Raw genomic sequence first — 19,381 nt, forward strand, 5'->3', positions numbered from 1 at the left:
GATCATGGCAAAACTCGTCGTACTGTACAAAAACCCGACCGACAAAGCGGCGTTCGACGCGTATTACGAATCCACCCACGTGCCGATCGCGAAGAAAGTGCCCGGGCTGAAGAAATACGAAATCAGCACGGGGCCGGTCAAATTACTCGGGGGAGAGTCGCCGTACCACCTCGTTGCCCTGCTGGAGTTCGCTTCGACCGATGCCCTGATGCAGGGGCTCGGCTCGCCCGAAGGCAAGGCCGCCGCGGGCGATCTCGCCAACTTCGCGCAGGCCGGTGCGGAACTGCTGGTGATCGACACGAAGGAAGTCTGAACTGGGCGCGTCAACGCGCTTCCAGCGAAGGCCACCGTCACGCGCTATCCTGCGAAGTCGACGTGTGGCCGGTTCTTTCTGAAGGGGTTCCCAGGCTGCTGCGGCTGGCGATTCCCGGCCCATAAGCGGCCCATGAGCGGCACCTAAGGCGAGCACGCAGCCACTGTCGGCAGGTTGGAAAACTGTATAAATATACAGTATAGTGTGCGATCGAAGCCCGTCTTGCCGGACCTCCGCCGAGGCGGCACGCACTTCCATTCGCGCGGCGGCGCACGCTGGCCGCGACACTGGCTAAACTCATTCAGACGGACAGATAAATTGTCATCTAATGGTACGAACCGCGGAACGATCCGCATCCGCGGCGCCCGTCAGCACAATCTCAAGAACCTCGACCTCGACCTGCATACCGGCGAAATGACCGTCGTGACCGGGCCGTCCGGTTCAGGCAAGTCGAGCCTCGTGTTCGATACGTTGTATGCCGAAGGGCAGCGGCGCTACGTCGAAACCTTCAGCGCGTACGCGCGGCAGTTTCTCGACCGCATGGACCGGCCGCAGGTGGACCGCGTCGACGGCGTGCCGCCGGCGATTGCCATCGACCAGACCAATCCGGTCCGCAGTTCGCGCTCGACGGTCGGCACGATGACCGAACTCAACGACCATCTGAAGCTGCTCTATGCGCGCGCGGCCGGACTGTACGACCGCAAGACCGCGCAGCCGGTGCGGCACGACACGCCGGAGACGGTCTACGCCGATCTGATGGCGCGCACGGCGGGCACGGATCCGCGGCTGGCTGTCACGTTTCCCGTAGAACTGCCCGAAACGGCAACGGAAGCCGAAGTCGAGCAGTGGCTGTCGGCGAGCGGCTACACGCGCGTGCAGGCGCAACGCGAAGTGGTGTCGCCCACCGGTCCGCGCAAGGTGCTGGATGTGGTCGCCGACCGCTTCCGTCTGCAGCAGACCGAGAAGGCGCGCGCACTCGAAGCAATCGAGGCGTCGCTCAAGCGCGGCGCCGGGCGCGTGAATGTGTACGTGCTGCCGCAGGTACCTGAAGAGAGCGCCGAGCCGCAGATCTGGCGCTTTTCGACGGGGCTTCACAACCCGGATAGCGATCTGCGTTACGCCGATCCGCAGCCGGCGCTGTTCTCGTTCAACTCGGCGTATGGCGCGTGCGAAACGTGCCGCGGCTTCGGGCGCGTGATCGGAGTCGACCTGGGCCTCGTGATTCCCGATGAGCGCAAAACGCTGCGCGGCGGCGCAATCAAGACAATGCAGACGCCGGCGTGGAAGGAGTGTCAGGACGATCTGATGCGCTATGCGGCAACGGCCGGCATTCCGCGCGATACAGCGTGGTCGGAACTGTCGGAGGCGCAGCGCGACTGGGTCATCAACGGCTCGCCCGACTGGGACGGCAAATGGCAGAAGCAGTGGTACGGCGTGAAGCGCTTCTTCGCGTACCTCGAATCGAAAGCGTACAAGATGCACATCCGCGTGCTGCTGTCGAAGTACCGCAGCTACACGCCGTGCGAAACATGCGGCGGCGCGCGGCTGAAGACGGAATCGCTGTTATGGCGGCTCGGCACGAAGCCGAACGCCGACGCCGTGCTCGAAGCAGGCCGCCGTTTCCTGCCGCGCGGTGTGGACTGGTCGCGCGCGCAGCTTGAAGCGCTGCCGGGTCTCACAGTGCACGACCTGATGCTGCTGCCGATCGAGCGCATCCGGCGCTTCTTCGATGAAATCACGCTGCCGAGCGTGCTGCTCGACGATGCATTGAAGCTGCTGCTTGCCGAAGTGCGCACGCGCCTCAAATACCTGTGCGATGTCGGCCTCGGTTATCTGACGCTGGATCGCCAGAGCCGCACATTGTCCGGCGGCGAAGTGCAGCGGATCAACCTGACGACCGCACTCGGCACCTCGCTCACCAAGACGCTCTTCGTGCTCGACGAGCCGAGCATCGGGCTGCATCCGCGCGACCTGAACCGCATTGTCGAAGCGATGCATCGTCTGCGCGATGCGGGCAATACGCTCGTGGTGGTGGAGCACGATCCGTCGGTGATGCTCGCGGCGGATCGTCTGATCGACATGGGTCCAGGCCCTGGCGAGCGCGGCGGCACGATCATTTACGACGGCTCGCCCGACGATATCCGTTCCGCGGGCACGCTCACCGGCGAATACCTCGGTGGTCGCCGGCATGTGGCTGACGCGTCGCGCTGGTCGCGCCGTCCGGTCGAGGCGAACGCGCCGCGCATCGTGCTCGAAGGCGCGCGCGAACATAACCTGCGCGACGTGACGGTGGAGATTCCACTGCGACGTCTTGTCTGCGTGACGGGCGTGTCCGGTTCGGGCAAGTCGACGCTGCTGCAGGACGTGCTGTATCCGGCGATGGCGCGGCATCTCGGTCGTGCGACAGAAACGCCGGGCGCGTTCCGGCGGCTCGAGGGCGCTGACCAGGTCAGCGATGTCGTGTTCGTCGACCAGTCGCCGATCGGCAAGACGGCGCGTTCGAACCCGGCGAGCTACGTCGGCGCATTCGACGAAATCCGCAAGCTGTTCGCGAAGGCGACGCTCGCGTCGCAACGCGGCTATACGGCGGGCATGTTCAGCTTCAACTCGGGTGACGGCCGTTGCCCGACCTGCGGCGGCTCCGGCTTCGAGCACATCGAAATGCAGTTCCTGAGCGACGTCTACCTGCGTTGCCCGGATTGCGACGGGCTCCGTTATCGCGCCGAGATTCTCGAAGTGAAGATCGAGCGCGGCAATCCGGCGCGCGCGTTGAGCATCGCGGATGTGCTGGAACTGACGGTGCACGAGGCGACCGCGTATTTCGCCACCGATGCCGAAGTGCTGCGCGTGTTGCAGCCGATCGTCGACGTGGGTCTTGAATACGTGAAGCTCGGGCAGCCGGTGCCGACACTGTCTGGCGGCGAGGCGCAGCGTCTCAAGCTCGCAGGCTTTCTCGCGGAGACGGCGCAGGCGCGCACGCCGCGCGGCGCGAAGCAGGCGGCCGCTACGGCGGGCAAGCTCTTTATGTTCGATGAGCCGACCACAGGCCTCCATTTCGACGACATCGCGAAGCTGATGCAGGCGTTCGGCAAGCTGCTCGCGGGCGGCCATTCGCTGATCGTGATCGAGCACAACCTCGACGTGATCCGCGCGGCCGACTGGCTGATCGATCTCGGACCCGAAGGTGGCGACGGCGGTGGCCGTGTGCTGTGCGCCGGTACGCCCGACGAAGTCAAACAGTGCGAGGAATCGCACACCGGCCAGGCACTGCTGCAATACGACGAATCGATGGGCGTGGAAGTCACGCCGGCTTCGCAAGGCGTGCCGCTGCAAACGGCGTTGACGGCGGCGCGTGCGCGTCGCGCGGTTGAAGGCGAGGACGTCGTGCGGATCGTGAATGCGCGCGAGCACAACCTGAAGTCGCTCGACGTCGATATTCCGCACGGCAAGTTCAACGTGATTACGGGCGTGTCCGGTTCGGGCAAGTCGACGCTCGCGTTCGATATTCTTTTCCACGAAGGCCAGCGCCGTTATCTGGAATCGCTGAACGCGTATGCACGTTCGATCGTGCAGCCGGCGGGGCGTCCTGAAGTCGACGCCGTGTACGGCATTCCGCCGACCGTTGCGATCGAACAGCGTCTGTCGCGCGGTGGGCGCAAGAGTACGGTGGCGACTACGTCCGAGGTGTGGCATTTCCTGCGGTTGCTCTATGTGAAGCTCGGCTTGCAGCATTGCATTCACGACGGCACTCCGGTCACCGCGCAAAGCGTCGAATCAATCGCCGCGCAACTGCTGCGCGATCACAAGGGCCAGCACGTCGGGCTGCTTGCGCCGCTGGTAGTGAACCGGAAGGGCGTCTATACCGATCTCGCGAAATGGGCGAAGGCGCGTGGCAATACGCATCTGCGTGTCGATGGCGAGTTCGTGCCGGTGGACCCGTGGCCGAAGCTTGACCGCTTCCGTGAACACACAATCGAACTGCCGGTCGCGGACATCGTGGTCTCGGCGGATCACGAGGCGCAGCTGCGTCGCGCGCTCGACGAGACGCTCGAAGTCGGTAAGGGCGTGATCCATCTGCTCGCGCCGCTCGACGGTCTGCATGACGCGATGAACGGCCGTGGCGTCAACGGGCACGTCGGCGAAGTGAAGGTGTTGTCGGTGAAGCGTGCGTGCCCGGTGTGCGGCACGAGCTATCCGGAACTCGACCCGCGGATGTTCTCGTACAACAGCAAGCACGGCTGGTGCACGACCTGCGTCGGCACGGGTCTCGCCTTGACGCGCGAACAGCGTGCGGCGTACGACGACACTGTGATCGTCGATGACAATCGCGGCCGCGAGCAGAGCTTGCCGTCGGAAGAGCAGGAACCGGAAGGCGTGGGTGACGAGCCGTGTCCGGATTGCAGCGGCACGCGGCTGAATCCGGTCGCGCGCGCGGTGACGTTCGATGGCCAGGCGATTGTCGATGTCGCGCAATGGACGGTGTCGGATACGCGTCAATGGATCGATTCGCTTGCACTCACAGGACGCGATGCGGGCATCGCGCGTGATGTTGTCAGCGAAATCGGCAGCCGGCTGCAGTTCCTCGAAGAGGTTGGGCTCGGCTATCTGAGTCTCGATCGCGCGGCGCCGAGTCTCTCAGGCGGTGAGGCGCAGCGTATCCGGCTCGCGGCGCAACTCGGCAGCAACCTGCAGGGCGTGTGTTACGTGCTCGATGAACCGACGATCGGGCTGCATCCGCGTGACAACCAGATCCTGCTGAGCGCATTGCGCAAGCTGGGGGAGAAGGGCAACACGCTGGTCGTCGTGGAGCATGACGAAGATACGATCCGGCGTGCCGATCACATCATCGATATCGGTCCCGGTGCGGGCAAGCGTGGCGGTAGTCTTGTTGCGCAGGGCGGCGTGAAGGACCTGGCGGCACAGTCTGACTCGTTGACCGGGCAGTTCCTCGCGCACCCGATTACGCATCCGTTGCAGCCGCGTCGTCCGGTTGTGCCGGCGCGCCGGAACACGGCGGTGCCTGAGAACTGGCTGACCGTGCACGGCGGCAAGCTGCATAACCTGCGTGACGTGACGGTGGGCATTCCGCTCGCGCGGCTCGTCGCTGTGACGGGCGTCAGCGGCTCCGGTAAATCGACCCTCGCACGTGACGTGCTGATGGCGAACATGCTGGATGCCGTGGGTCGCTCGGTGCTGTCGTCGCCGGCGACGAAGCGTGCGCGCAAGGCAGCGCAAACCGATGAACCCGCAACGAACCGGCGCTCGAGCGTGCTGGCACGCAGCGCGCCGCGGCCGTCGCTGAACGTGACGCACGCGTGGCAAGGTTGCGATTCGATGACCGGCTGGGAAACCATCGACCGTGTGCTCGAAGTCGATCAGACACCGATCGGCAAAACGCCGCGTTCGTGTCCGGCGACGTACATTGGCGTGTGGGATACGATCCGGCGTCTGTTCGCCGATACGCTCGAAGCACGGGCACGCGGCTACACGGCTTCGCGTTTCTCGTTCAACACGGGCGACGGTCGTTGCCCTGCCTGCGAAGGCCAGGGCGTGCGCACGATCGGCATGAGCTTTTTGCCGGACGTGAAGGTGCCTTGTGATGTCTGTCACGGTCAGCGCTTCAATCCCGAGACGCTCGCCGTCACGTGGCGCGGCAAGAACATCGGCGACGTGCTCACGATGGAAATCGACGAAGCCGTCGAGTTCTTCGCGCCGCTGTCGAACATCGCGCATCCGCTGCAGTTGATGAAGGACGTGGGGCTCGGTTATCTGACGCTGGGTCAACCCTCGCCGACGCTGTCAGGCGGCGAGGCGCAACGCATCAAGCTCGTCACCGAACTCAGCAAGGTGCGCGACGACATCACGCGTCGCGGGCAGAAGGCGCCGCACACGCTGTACGTGCTCGATGAACCGACGGTCGGTCTGCATATGGCCGACGTTGCGAAGCTGATCCGTGTGCTGCACCGGCTGGTCGATGCGGGGCATAGCGTGGTGGTGATCGAGCATGACCTCGACGTCATCGCCGAAGCGGACTGGATCATCGACCTCGGACCGGAAGGCGGCGTCGGCGGTGGCGCGATCGTCGCGGCGACACATCCGGAAGGGCTGATACAGGTCGCCGCGAGCCATACGGGGCGCGCGTTGGCGCCCGTGCTCGCGCGCGAGCGCAGCGAAGTGGCCGCGCCGGAGGAGCAGAGCGTGGCAAAAATCGGGTGAGCGGGATGAGTTCGTCCGGCCGCGTGGGTTAGCGGCCGATGATCAACCAGACAAGCAGCCCGATAAGCAGCCAGATAAGCACCGGGGCCGCATTCTTGATGAATGTGGCCCCGATGTCTTTGTAGCGTGCCGCGCGAATGCGTCGTTAAAGCGAGCCTTGTTTTGTAGCAGCGCACGCCGGATTCGGCACGCCATTCGCCGAGGCCTTCCCCGCCGCGCATTCACGCGCTGCAATCTGCTTGCGCCAGCCTTCTAGAATCGTATCCGCGAGGCTGTTGTAGTCGTGGCCGAAGTGATGCCCACCTGGCGTGCGCATGACGCTGGCGCCCGTTTTCGCAAGCGCCGGACACAGCGTGTCCTTTTCGTCCTCGCCGTAGATGCACTGCACGATGGCCGGCGGCACTTTTGCCACTTCTGGCATCGCGGGCAGCGCTTCGCTGCTGGCGGGCATGCCGAGCCAGCCGCTCACGCGGATCTGGAAGTCCGCGTCATGGGCGAAGCCGAGCAGCGCCATCTGCGAAACCTTCGCGCGCAGTGCTTCCGGCAGGCGGTTGTACGCGAACGGCATCACGTCCGCGCCGAACGAATAGCCGATCAGTGCAACGTGCTGCGTATGCCAGCGCGCGCCGTACGCCTGCATCACGCGTGCGAGATCGTGGCCTGTCTGTTCCGGCGACTTCGTGCTCCAGAAGTAGCGCAACGCGTCGATGCCGACCACCGATACGTCTTTCTTCTGCAGCGCTTCGGCGATCGTCTTGTCGAGATCGCGCCAGCCGCCGTCGCCGGAAATGACGATCGCGAGCATGTCGGTCGGATGTGCGGCGCGCAACTCGATCAGCGGCAGGTCCGACACATCCTGTTCGCCCGCATCATGCGGCCGCAGATGCGGCGAGAGCAGGGCGACCATTGTGTCGGCCGTCGACATATTTGCTGCGAAGCGCCGTACCGGCACCGGCTTGCCGCCGATGGGCGCGGGCGCGTCGACGGCAGCCGTCGTCGTGGAAGCGACTTCGACGAAGCCCGGCAGGCCGTTGCCACGGCTGATCGTCGGATCGGGCGGGCATGAGTTGAAACGCGCGTCGAGCGTTGCGTCGGGATCGACCGATGCCGCGCCGGAAAGCGTGTTCGACGGCGCCGTGGACAGCATGCGTGTAGCAACCAGGCCGCCTTCGCCCGTGCCGGCGACCATCGGCAGGAAGTAGCGGCTCGACTGTTCTTCGCGCTGCAACTGGTGGCTGATGTTTTCCACGTCGCCGACCAGGTTGTGGCAGACCTCCGGTTTGGTGAACGGCGTCGCGGCGTAGCGCGCCGTATCGACGCCGACGACCATGGCGCCGTTTTTCGCGAGCGCATCGGCGGCCTGCTGGTCGGTGGGGCGCCAGCCGTCAGCCTTCGAGAAAAGCACGACGAGGCCACGCATCGGGCCCGTCGGCCGGGTCACGGTAACGTCGCCGAAGCGGCCGCCCGACACCGTCGTGACGGAACCCGCAATAGCGCTCACCCTGGCGCCGGAAGGAGCGGCCGCGGCAGTGCCGGTGGCGGCATCAGCATCCGGCAATACGGAAGCAAAAAGGCCCGAGGACAATCCCAGGGCCAGTGCAATCTTCAACAATTTCATGAACGCCAGCCTTCGGCGAGAAGCGACAGGTCGGCGAGGGTCAGCACGACGCCGACCGAACCCGAGGCCGCGAGATAACGCGGCTCCCAGGTGGGCTGGAATTTGCTCTTGAAGCCCCGCAGACCGCGGAAGTTATAGAAGCGGCAACCAAAACGCCACATCAGACCGGCGAGACGGTGCCACGGTGAAGCCAGCGGCGTGGGGTTCATGCCCGACAGCGGCGCCATGCCAAGACTCAGGCTGCGGAAATTTTCCTGCTTCAGATGCAGCGCGAGCTTGGTGAACAGATATTCCATCGCATACGGCGACGCGTCGGGCGCGTGACGCATCACGCCGACGGTCGCGTCCAGATTCAGGTCGGTCGTCATGAACGTGACGAACGCGACCGGCGTGCCCTGCTGACGCACCAGCATCACGGATTGCGCGGCCAGGTAGTCGTCGGTGAAAGCGGCCACCGAGAAGCTCTTTTCCTTCGCGGAACGGCTGTCGAGCCACGCATCGGAAATGCCGCGCAGCGTCGGCAGCAGGCCGGGCACGTGCGGCGGCTCGTACATCTCGGCCGTCAAACCATCGCGTTCGCCGCGCTTTAACGCATAGCGCAGATGCGTACGGTGCGCGCCGGCCAGTTCGAAATCGCTCAGGACGATGCGGGCTTCCTCACCGAGCTTCATCAGCGAAAGGCCCGCGTCGAGATAGAGCGGCAGGGCGTCGGCGCGGACCTGATAGAACGCAGCGCGTCCGCCATGCGCATGCGCGAGTGCCATGAACTCGCCGATCAGTTCGACCCATTCCTCTCGCGGCCCGACCGGATCGTGCAGCGCGGCCCATGTGCGGCCGTGCTTCGCGTACATCAGGAACGCTTCGCGCGACTTCGAAAACAGGAAGCTCTTGTCGCCCATCAGCGCGAGGCCGGCGTCGCTGCGCTCCTGCGCGCGAACGATTTTCGCGGCGTCGGCGAGGTCGACCGCGGGCGGCATGACGAAACGCCCGGCGGCCGGACGCAGCAGTTGCCAGAAGGCGATGACGGTCGCGAACAGACACGCGCCGAGCGTCGCGCGCAGCGCACGCGGCGCGCGTTCGTCGAAGGCGAAATTCCACCACAGGTCGCGGCTGTACGGCACATCGCGGAAGGCAAAGAACAGCACCCACGACGCCACGATCATCACGATGCCGACCGACACCAGCCACGTCGCCGTGAAACGCTCGCTAAAGAGCGACGACGAACGGTTGAAGCGCTGGCGCGTCGTGGCCAGCAAGATGATCAGCACGCTCAGCACGCCGGCTTCGACGAACGCGAGGCCCTTGGTGAGCGAGAGCGCGAGACTGGCGAGCGCGAGCAGCATCGTGAGCCACCATGCGGCGTCGAGCCGGCGCAGCAGACCGCGTGCGACGAACAGCAGCAGCACGCCGAGCAGACTCGCGAGCAGTTGCGAGCCTTCGAGCACCCACAGCGGCAGCACGGTCTGCAACATCGCGAGACGGCGCCCGAACGCGGGCGTTGCACCGGAAATCACGAGCATGCCGCCGACCGCAAATGTGATGACGCTCAGAAACAGGGGCGCGAGCTGCGTGATGTGCTGCGAGTTGCGCGACGCAAAGCGCGCCTTGAGCGCCTGTCCTTCGAAACCGGCCAGCAGCGCGGAAGACACCAGCAGCGGCACGCCGAAGTAGATCACGCGATAGGCAAGCAGGGCGGCGACCATGGCCGGCGTCGGCATCGTGCCGCCGAGCGCGAACACCATCGATGCTTCGAACACGCCCAGACCGCCCGGCGTGTGGCCGATCATGCCGAGCAGCATCGCCACCGAGAAAATCGCGATGAAGTGGGCAAAGCCGATGTCCGTCTGCGGCAACAGCGCCCACAGCGCAATGCTGGCGGCGGCGACGTCGGCGGCGGCGAGCGCCAGCTGCGCGACCAGATCGCGGCGCGCAGGCACATCGAGCTTGAGCGGGCCGATCTGGATCTGGCGTGCAACCGGCCGGCACGCGCCGATCAAGAGCGCGAAGAGCGCGACGATGGCGAGACCGGTGCAGACCAGCAGCGTTGGCGAAAGATGGGTCATGCGGCTCATCGACGGCGCGGCGTACAGCATGCCAAGACCGGAGAGCAGAACCAGCGACAGACCCAGCGTGACGCTCGTGAACAGGGTGAGCCTGCCGACCTGCGCCGGCTTGATGCCTTCGGCGCCGTAGATGCGGATGCGCACGGCGCCGCCGGTCAGCGCGCCGAAACCGGTCGCGTTGCCGAGCGCAGACGCGACCGTGGCGCCGATCCACAACACCGGACGAGAGACGCGCGCGCCGAGCGAGCGCAGGCCGACCGCATCGCGGGCGACGAGGACAACATAACTGGCGGCAGTCGCGACGAGCGACGTGATGAGCGCCTGCGGCGACAGATGGCGCAGGCTGCGGACGACGGAGTGATAGTCGATGGTTTTCGACAGATGCTGGATGACCAGCAGGACGATGGTGCAGACGACAAGCGCAAGCGCGGGAACGGCGATGCGTCGCAGCGGGAGTGATTTCAGCCGCTGGATAGTGGACGCGCCGAACGCACGCGAGAAGCGTTCGGAGAAGCTCGGCCTACCTTGATGCACCGTGTCGGTGCGTGCCGACACATTATTTGAACCGATGCTGCCCACTTGCCTACCTCGTTGAAAGCCATGCGTATTATAACGGCAAGGTAGGCAGAAAGTTGACGCGGTCGGGGGCGAATTGGTGCAAAAACGCGCTAGATCAGGGAAAGCAGCAATGCGCCCGCCGGGCGGGCGCCCCGGGTGAGTCTATCCGTGCTGTTCGAGATGACGCTGGATGTCTTTGGGGGCCAGCTTGGAGATGTCTTCTGGAATCTCCTCGAAGACCAGTTTGCGGGTCTCGTCGCTCATATGCCGGCGCACGAGGCCGAGAAACCGTGGTTCGATCGCAAGACGGAGCCGGTGGAAGCGCTGCTGGATACGACCCTTGTCCAGATACTCGCCCAGCATGCGGGCAAACTGGTCGCGTGCGGTGTCGTTCGGGCTGTTCGGCGCGGGTTTTCCATTCTGGCCCGGCTCGCCGTTGCGTAGTTCGGGGTCGCGCGTGCGGGCCTGCGGATCGGTGAAGCCTTCAATTTCACGCAGTTCCAGCTTGAGCCCGTGGGTCTCGAAAATACGGGCGCGACTGCCGTCCGCAACAACAACCCAGGAAATCGTGGTCATGCTTTCCTCCTTTAAGGACGTGAGGGCGCACGAGGAACAATAGCGCCCATCGCACGCGCCTGCCGGGATTTCGCCGCAGGCCAGCGCGGGGCGGGGCGCACAGCGGCGCGCCCCGCAGGGGATTGAAGCGCTCACTTCAAAGATCTGCATCTGGCGAAACGGCGGGAGCGTAGGGCGTCGCGGGACACGATGGCTGCCTGACCGGTTGTGTGGCGCACGCGGGCCGTCAATCCCGCACGGCGACGATCGCTTCGATTTCGACGGTGATGTTGCCCGGCAGCGAGCCAACGCCGACAGCCGAACGCGAATGCCGTCCCGCATCGCCCAGGATATCGACGAAGAGATCGGAACAGCCATTGATCACGCGCGGATGCTCGGCGAAATCCGGTGTTGCGTTGACCATGCCGAGCAGCTTGATCACCTGTCTGACGCGGCCCAGATCGCCCAGTTCTGAATGCAGCACGGCCAGCAGGTTCAGACCGACGAGTTGTGCGTGCTGATAGGCTTCATCGGTGGTGACGGTTGCGCCGACCTTGCCGGTCATCAGCGTGCCGGCTTCGTTCAGCGGGCCTTGACCCGACAGGAACAGCAGATCGCCTTCGCGCGTGCAGTGGGCGAAATTGCCGATGGGCGTCGGCACCTGCGGGAGGGTCAGGCCGCGTGCGCGCAGCCGGTCGTAACAGTTCATCTGGGATAGCGTTTGCCGTAAGGCAGTAGTTCGGGTGTGTCCGACGATCCGGCCTGCGGAAGGGCCGCGTCGTACTCATGGTCGAAGAGAGGCCCGGCTCAAGGCGCCGCTTCGGGCGTGCGGTGCTGCCAGCCAAGTCGCGCCTCGATTCGCGCGGCCACGTCCTGCAGTGCGTGGGCAAAACGTTCCGCGCCCTGTTCCGCCTTCGACTCCGGCATCACGATCGAAATCGTGAATACGCAGTCGCCTGCCTTATCGAGGACCGGCGCCGCAAGGCACGCCACCGATGCATCCGATTCGCCGATCTGGATCGACAGACGCGACTGGAACGCATCGCGCGCGATCTGCGCGAGCACCTCGGGACGCGTCTCCGAGCGACCCGTCGGCGAGGGTTTCGCATGCTTCTGGAAGAACGCGACGCGCTCGGCGTCCGGCAAATGCCCGACCAGCAGACGCCCCGACGCTGTCCAGTTGAGCGGTACGCGGCTGCCGACACGCGACGTCACACGAAAATGGCCCGGACCTTCGGCCATCTGCAGCACGACCATCATGCCTTCCTCGAGCCCGCACACCTGCACGGTTTCTTCGACCTGTGCCGAAAGCCGGTGCATTTCCTCGTTCGCGACCGTCAGGTAATCGAGCGAACTCGCGTATGTCAGCCCGTAGCCGTAGAGCCGCGAGCCGAACCAGATCGCGCCTTCGAGCGTGCGCGCGAGCAGGTTCTTTTCCACGAGATCGTTAATGATCGAATAGACCGTCGACAGCGGTGCGCCCAGCGTACGCGCGACTTCATACGCGGTGACCGGGTGGTTCGCTTCCTGAAGCGCGTCGAAAATCTGCACGGCGCGATCGATCGCGCCGGTGCGCGTGCGCGGCGCGGCGGCGGTCGTTTCGGACGGCTGCGAGGCGTGTTCAGGCTCGGCGGGGCGGGGCGTGCGGGGCATCGTGCTCCTTGGAATCGGATTGTTTTTGGCCAGTTGACGCAGGGTTATTGTATGTTAGACTGATCCACAATTACAACATATATTCCATAACTAGGAAATAAAATTTCCGGAGGCGTCGCAATGGACATCCGCTCTCGATCTGGCTTACGCCCTGTCATCAATGTCTCGGGCACGATGACGAGCCTTGGCGCGTCCATCGTCGGCGAACCGGTGATCGAGGCGGTGGCGCAGATACTGCCGCAATTCGTCGAGATCGACGATCTGCAGAAGAAAGCGTCGACGGCGATCGCCGCGGCCTGCGGAAGCGAAAGCGGTTACGTGACCGCATCGTGTTCCGCGGCCATCACGCTGTGCATCGCCGCAACCATGACGGGCGACGATCACGGCCTGATCGAGCAGCTTCCGGACACGACCGGGTTGCGCAATGAAGTCGTGATCCAGACCGGTCACCTCGTCAATTATGGCGCACCCATCGACCAGGCGATCCGTCTTGCCGGCGCACGCGTGGTAACTGTTGGCGCCGCAACCGAAGCGCATGGTTATCAGCTGGCGACTGCCATTACAGAGCGCACCACAGCGGCGCTTTACGTCGTCTCGCATCACACGGTCCAGTTCGGCATGATCACGCTCGAAGAATTCATCGCGGTTGCGCATGGAAAGGGCGTGCCGGTGATCGTCGACGCGGCGTCCGAATATGACCTGAAGCGTTTCATCGAAGCGGGCGCGGATCTCGTGCTGTATTCGGCGCACAAATTCCTCGGCGGTCTGACGGCGGGCATCGTCGCGGGCACGAAAGCGCGGGTACGTGCCGCATATTTCCAGAACGGCGGCATTGGCCGGGGCATGAAAGTCGGCAAGGAAGGCATCGTTGGCGCGATCGCTGCGCTCGAAGCGTGGCAGACGCGCGATCACGTTGCGATCCGCGCACGCGAACGCGGTTACCTGACGCTGTGGCGCGAAGCGCTGAACCGCTTTGCCGGCGTGTGGGCGCAGCTCGATCCCGACCCGACGGGCAATCCGCTCGACCGTCTGAAACTGCATATCGATCCGCAGGAAGCGCGCATTACCGCATGGGATCTCGCCGATGCGCTCGCGCGTCCCCAGCGCGGCGGTGCGCCGGTGATCGTGCGCGACCACGAGGCGGAACTGCATTTCTTCTTCCTCGACCCGTGCAATCTGCACCCGGGCGAAGAACAGGTCGTGCTCGCGCGCATCGTCGACGAACTCGAACATGCGCGAAGCGCACCGCAACCCATCGTGACACCGTTCCACCAGCGCGACGCGCGCCGTGTGGCTGGACGCAGGAACTGGCCCGACTGACGCACTGATTTTCACCCCTTGAAGTTTGCCTGACCGGGCGCCGGAAATCTCCGGTGCTGCCTTGACTCGTCTGTTTAGTACTCCGTAGGGAGTCGGATGACCATTCTCATCCGGCGTTCGCTTTCTTTTGACTTGAGGAAACCATGAAATATAACAAGATCTTCCGTACGGCGATCACTGTCGCCGCCGCTGGACTCGCCACGCAGGCCGCGCATGCGCAAAGCAGCGTAACGCTGTATGGCATCGTCGACGCCGGCCTGACCTACACGAACAACCAGAAGGGCAAGAGCAACTTCCAGGCGACGCAGGGCAATGTGCAGGGCTCGCGCTGGGGCCTGCTCGGTACGGAAGATCTGGGTGGCGGCAACAAGGTGTCGTTCAAGCTGGAAAACGGTTTCAGCCTCGAAACGGGTGCAGCAGGTCAGGGCGGCCGCATCTTCGGCCGTAGCGCGTGGGTTGCACTGACGAACAACAAGGCCGGCTCGATCACGCTGGGCCGTCAGTACAACAGCGTGCAGGACTACCTCTCGAACCTGCAGGTTAACGGGGTCGGCGCGCTGAGCCAGTACGGCAACGCGGTCTACGATAACGACGACCTGAACAACACATACCGCACGAACAACGCGGTCAAGTACACGACGCCGACCATCGCCGGCCTGACCGCTAACGCGATGTACGCGTTCTCGAACGCGGCAGGTGATTTCTCAAACAACCGCGCGTGGAGCGTCGGCGCCGACTACGTGAACGGGCCGGTCCGCCTCGACGCGGCGTACTCGCTGACGGACCATCCGGCGACGAGCACAACCGGCGCGGCGCCGTCGGACAATTACTACAACACGGGCTCTTCGATCATCAGCAACGTCGCGCGCAACCAGGTGTGGGGCGCGGGCGGCCAGTACGTGTTCGGCCCGGCGATCTTCGCGCTGCTGTACACGAACTCGCAGTTCCAGCTGAACTCGGGCGGCCGCCTGCATTTCACGAACTATGAAGCGAGCGCGCGTTACCAGCTGACGCCCGCGACCCTGCTCGCGCTCGGCTACATCTACACGAACCAGACGAGCAGTTCGGCAATCGCGAAGAACGCCCACTACAACCAGTTAAGCCTTGGCGGCGAGTACTTCCTGTCGAAGACAACGGACCTGTACCTGAACGGCACCTACCAGCGTTCGTCGGGTTCGAAGGCATGGGTTGAAGGCATCTCCAATGCGTCGAGCAACAACGGTCAGTTCGTGACGGTTGCCGGCATCCGCCACAAGTTCTAAACGGACAGAGCCCCGCTCGTTGCGCTGAGCGCATCAAGGCATGCAGTGCGCAGCGGCAGCTCATCGCTCTACACAATCAGGAGAAGAAACATGGCGACCGTCCAGGGAAGTCTGTTGCTCGTCTATGCATTGATCGCCATCATCGCGCTCGTCGTGCTGATTGCGCGCTTCAAGATGAATCCGTTCATCACGTTGATGATGGTGTCGGTGGCGCTGGCGCTTGCCGTCGGCATGCCGATGACGTCGATTCTGAAATCGTTCGAAACAGGTGTGGGTGGCACGCTCGGTCACATTGCGATCGTGGTCGGTCTTGGCACGATGCTCGGCAAGATGATGGCCGAATCGGGTGGGGCGGAGCGTATCGCGCGCACGCTGATCAGCCTGTTCGGGCCTAAGAATGTGCACTGGGCGATGATGTGTATCGCCTTTCTGGTCGGCTTGCCGGTGTTCTTCGAAGTCGGCTTCGTGCTGCTGATTCCGATTGCGTTCAACGTCGCGCAACGGACGGGCACGTCGATGATTCGCGTCGGCATTCCGATGGTGGCGGGCCTTTCCGTCGTACACGGTCTGATTCCGCCGCATCCGGCCGCATTGCTCGCAGTGACGGCATACAACGCGGATATCGGTCACACGATTTTCTACGCGCTGATTGTCGGCATTCCGACTGCGGCGATTGCGGGTCCGCTGTTCTCGAAGCTCATCAGCCGCTTTGTCGTGCTCGATGGCATCAACCCGATGGCGCAGCAGTTCATCGAGCAGGACGCACAACGTGCGACGCAGGAACTGCCGGGATTCGGCATCACGTTGCTGACGGTGTTGCTGCCCGTATTGCTGATGCTGGTGGGTAGCTGGGCCGATGTCATTGCACCGGCGAAGTCGACGGCGAACAACATACTGCGTCTGATCGGTCACCCGGACATGGCGCTGCTGCTTGCGGTGCTGCTGAGCTTCTACACGTTTGGTGTGACGCGTGGCTTTGGGCGTGAGCAGATCCTCAAGTTCACCAACGAATGCCTGGCGCCGACGGCAAGCATCACGCTGGTGGTGGGCGCAGGCGCGGGCTTTGGCCGCATCCTGATCGACAGCGGCGCGTCGAAGGCGATTGTCGATGTGGCGACCGGTGCGCATGTGCCGCTGCTGATTCTGGCGTGGCTCGTGGCGGCGCTGATTCGTGTCGCAACGGGATCGGCGACGGTTGCAATGGCAACGGCTGCGGGCATCATCGCGCCGATCGCAGCGGCCGCGGCTGCAACGGGTGGGGTGCGTCCCGAACTGCTTGTGCTCGCAACGGGTGCGGGATCGCTGATCCTGTCGCACGTGAACGACGGTGGCTTCTGGCTCGTGAAGGAGTACTTCGGCATGAGCGTGCCGCAGACCTTCAAGACATGGACCGTCTGCGAGACGATCATTTCGATCACCGCTTTAGCCTTTACTCTGGGACTTGCTGCGGTGGTTTGATCGAATGAGATTGACCTGAAGCAGCAGGGAAGGGACGCGCATGAGCAGGTGCGCGTCCCTTTTTCTATTTGGCGCTGGCCGCTTTGGCACCGCACGCCCGAATCACTAGAGCGACGACCTGTTCGGTCGATTCGTCGAAAGCCTTCTTCGAGAGCGCACGCTTGCCGGCCAGCGCTTCGATCTGCGCGTCGAAATCCGCATAGTGCTGGGTCATCGCCCAGATCATGAAGAGGAACGTGCGCGCATCAATGGGCGCGAGCAGCCCGCGCGCGATCCAGTCGTTGATCACGACGACGCGCGTTTCCATCCATGGCTTCACGCGACCCGACAGAATGTCCTGCATGTGCGTCGCGCCGCGAATGATTTCGTTCGCCCACACCTTCGAAGCAAGTGGACGACGTCGCGACAGTTCCATCTTGGCGCGCACATAGCCGCCGATTGCCTCAACCGGATCGTCGCTGCGGTCGAACGTATCCGCGGCGCGGTACCACTCCTCGAAGATGTCATCGAGCACGCGTCGGTAAAGCGCAAGCTTTGTCGGGAAGTAGTAATGCAGGTTCGCTTTAGGGAGACCCGCACGTTCCGCGATCATCGCTGTGCTAGTGCCTTCAAGACCACGCTCTGCAAAAACGGCTTCCGCGCACGCGAGCAGATGCGCCTCGTTCGTGTTGCGGATGTGTGCCTTGCGCCGCCGCATTGGCTTTGCCGCTTCTTCGTCTTCGACGGTCATTGCTGGCGCATCGTCGCTTTTCATCATGGCCTCGTGTGGCTCGGGTGCCGCGTCGCGCCTCATTGTAGTCGCAATGCGGCCTGCAAACGCGTAGTGTCGTACACAGGCGAACGACGTGCCTTCCGGCATGTTGCAGCGCAATGGCACGCTTTTCGCTCAGTGAGAAGTCATTGAAATATAGCCGGTAATCGTCTACAACCTGTCCAACTGGACAGGATTGGTTGAGCAGGGAAAACACGTAGACGGTGAAGCTCGCCGTGTGCACCGCAGGCGGGCGCGATGCCCCACGACGTGTCGGCGATGCACCGCGTTTGCGTACGGAATGGCCCATTTGAATGTCCCGATTCGGTGAGGAGAGAGACTGATGAACGCAGTGACGGAAGCAGGGCTCGACGTGTCGATCAAGGTGAACGGCCAGCGTCTTTGGGACAGTCTCATGACGATGGCGAAGATCGGCGCGACGCCTAAAGGCGGCGTCTGCCGTCTGGCGCTAACGGATCTCGATCGCGAAGGGCGCGACCTGATCGTCAGCTGGGCAAAGGAGGCGGGTTGCACCGTCAGCGTCGATCAGATGGGCAACGTATTCATGCGACGCGCGGGCCGCAATGCATCGGCGTTGCCGGTGATGACCGGCTCGCATGCCGATTCGCAGCCTACGGGTGGTCGTTTTGACGGCATCTACGGCGTGCTCGGTGGCCTTGAAGTCATTCGTAGCCTCAACGATTACGGCATCGAGACCGAGCATCCGGTCGAAGTCGTGATCTGGACCAACGAGGAAGGCTCCCGCTTTGCGCCGGCGATGGTTGCATCCGGCGTGTTTGCGGGCGTGTTTACCCTCGACTACGGTCTTTCGCGCAAGGACGTCGACGGCAAGACGATCGGCGAAGAACTCAAACGTATCGGCTACGCAGGCGATATTCCGTGCGGCGGCCGGCCGGTTCATGCTGCGTTCGAACTGCATATCGAGCAGGGCCCGATTCTCGAAGCCGAACACAAAACGATTGGGGTCGTGACCGACGCGCAAGGTCAGCGCTGGTACGAGATCGTGCTTACCGGGCAGGAGGCGCATGCAGGTCCGACGCCGATGCCGCGTCGGCGCGATGCGTTGCTGGGTGCGTCGCGTGTGGTCGATCTCGTGAACCGCGTCGGGCTGAATCACGCGCCGTTCGGCTGCGCGACGGTCGGCATGATGCAGGTGTATCCGAACTCACGCAACGTGATTCCGGGGCGCGTGTTCTTCACGGTCGACTTCCGTCATCCCGACGATGCCGTGCTCGCGCAGATGGATGCGGAGCTGCGTGAGGGCGTCGCGCGCATTGCGGGCGAAATCGGCCTTGAAACGCAGCTCGAACAGATCTTTTACTACAAGCCGGTCGCGTTCGACGCGGCTTGCGTCAAGTCAGTCCGCGCGGCTGCCGAACGCTTCGGCTATCCCAATCGCGACATCGTGTCAGGCGCGGGTCACGACGCCTGCTATCTGTCGCAGGTTGCGCCGACATCGATGGTGTTCGTGCCGTGCGTCGACGGCATCAGTCACAACGAGATCGAAGACGCCACGATCGAATGGATCGAAGCGGGCGCGAACGTACTGCTGCACGCGATGCTGGAGCGAGCGTGTGAGCCCGCTTCGTAGCC

The 19,381-nt window shown here is 63.8% G+C and carries 12 protein-coding genes; 6 read left to right on the forward strand and 6 right to left on the reverse strand.

Translation table 11 applies throughout. From position 1 onward, the window contains the following. Positions 1 to 4: 4 nt before the first annotated feature. Both P3T16_RS05455 and uvrA read left to right on the forward strand, forming a co-directional pair. Positions 5 to 313: an EthD family reductase gene (locus P3T16_RS05455; RefSeq protein WP_429341479.1), complete on the forward strand. Its 309-nt coding sequence runs from the start codon at positions 5 to 7 to the stop codon at positions 311 to 313. Positions 314 to 631: 318 nt separating this feature from the next. After that, a complete protein-coding gene (gene uvrA, locus P3T16_RS05460) occupies positions 632 to 6,529 on the forward strand; it encodes an excinuclease ABC subunit UvrA (RefSeq protein WP_429341480.1) in 5,898 nt (1,965 codons plus the stop codon). A gap of 145 nt (positions 6,530 to 6,674) precedes the next feature. Here uvrA and P3T16_RS05465 read toward each other — a convergent pair whose 3' ends face one another. The 5 genes from P3T16_RS05465 to P3T16_RS05485 all read right to left on the reverse strand — a co-directional run bounded on the left by P3T16_RS05465 (position 6,675) and on the right by P3T16_RS05485 (position 12,976). Then, the gene (locus P3T16_RS05465; RefSeq protein ID WP_429341481.1) at positions 6,675 to 8,147 is read right to left on the reverse strand and encodes a virulence factor family protein; all 1,473 of its coding nucleotides are present in this window, start codon (positions 8,145 to 8,147) and stop codon (positions 6,675 to 6,677) included. After that, positions 8,144 to 10,684 (reverse strand): bifunctional lysylphosphatidylglycerol flippase/synthetase MprF, encoded by a 2,541-nt coding sequence (gene mprF, locus P3T16_RS05470; RefSeq protein ID WP_429341720.1) that lies wholly within the window; start codon positions 10,682 to 10,684, stop codon positions 8,144 to 8,146. Before mprF ends, P3T16_RS05465 begins: the two co-directional genes overlap by 4 nt. 246 nt (positions 10,685 to 10,930) lie before the next feature. Continuing rightward, positions 10,931 to 11,344: a host attachment protein gene (locus P3T16_RS05475; protein WP_429258769.1), complete on the reverse strand. Its 414-nt coding sequence runs from the start codon at positions 11,342 to 11,344 to the stop codon at positions 10,931 to 10,933. A gap of 226 nt (positions 11,345 to 11,570) precedes the next feature. Further along, a complete protein-coding gene (locus P3T16_RS05480) occupies positions 11,571 to 12,032 on the reverse strand; it encodes a RidA family protein (RefSeq protein ID WP_429341482.1) in 462 nt (153 codons plus the stop codon). 98 nt (positions 12,033 to 12,130) lie between these two features. Continuing rightward, complete coding sequence (locus P3T16_RS05485; RefSeq protein WP_429341483.1) at positions 12,131 to 12,976, reverse strand: IclR family transcriptional regulator; 846 nt, start codon at positions 12,974 to 12,976, stop codon at positions 12,131 to 12,133. A gap of 120 nt (positions 12,977 to 13,096) precedes the next feature. Between P3T16_RS05485 and P3T16_RS05490 the strand changes: the two genes are divergently transcribed. The 3 genes from P3T16_RS05490 to P3T16_RS05500 all read left to right on the forward strand — a co-directional run bounded on the left by P3T16_RS05490 (position 13,097) and on the right by P3T16_RS05500 (position 17,016). After that, complete coding sequence (locus P3T16_RS05490; RefSeq protein ID WP_429341484.1) at positions 13,097 to 14,296, forward strand: aminotransferase class V-fold PLP-dependent enzyme; 1,200 nt, start codon at positions 13,097 to 13,099, stop codon at positions 14,294 to 14,296. Positions 14,297 to 14,439: 143 nt separating this feature from the next. Then, entirely contained in the window at positions 14,440 to 15,558 is a 1,119-nt protein-coding gene (locus tag P3T16_RS05495; RefSeq protein WP_429341485.1) for a porin, read from the forward strand. A gap of 90 nt (positions 15,559 to 15,648) precedes the next feature. Further along, positions 15,649 to 17,016: a gluconate:H+ symporter gene (locus P3T16_RS05500; protein WP_429341486.1), complete on the forward strand. Its 1,368-nt coding sequence runs from the start codon at positions 15,649 to 15,651 to the stop codon at positions 17,014 to 17,016. Between the two features lie 64 nt (positions 17,017 to 17,080). On the opposite strand, the gene P3T16_RS05505 is transcribed toward P3T16_RS05500, so the two are convergent. Continuing rightward, positions 17,081 to 17,809 (reverse strand): TetR/AcrR family transcriptional regulator, encoded by a 729-nt coding sequence (locus P3T16_RS05505; RefSeq protein ID WP_429341487.1) that lies wholly within the window; start codon positions 17,807 to 17,809, stop codon positions 17,081 to 17,083. A gap of 301 nt (positions 17,810 to 18,110) precedes the next feature. Between P3T16_RS05505 and P3T16_RS05510 the strand changes: the two genes are divergently transcribed. Next, a complete protein-coding gene (locus P3T16_RS05510; protein WP_429341488.1) occupies positions 18,111 to 19,379 on the forward strand; it encodes a Zn-dependent hydrolase in 1,269 nt (422 codons plus the stop codon). Positions 19,380 to 19,381: the final 2 nt, after the last annotated feature.

Origin of the sequence: Paraburkholderia sp. GAS42, from assembly GCF_050436565.1 — a bacterium.
Lineage (GTDB): Bacteria > Pseudomonadota > Gammaproteobacteria > Burkholderiales > Burkholderiaceae > Paraburkholderia.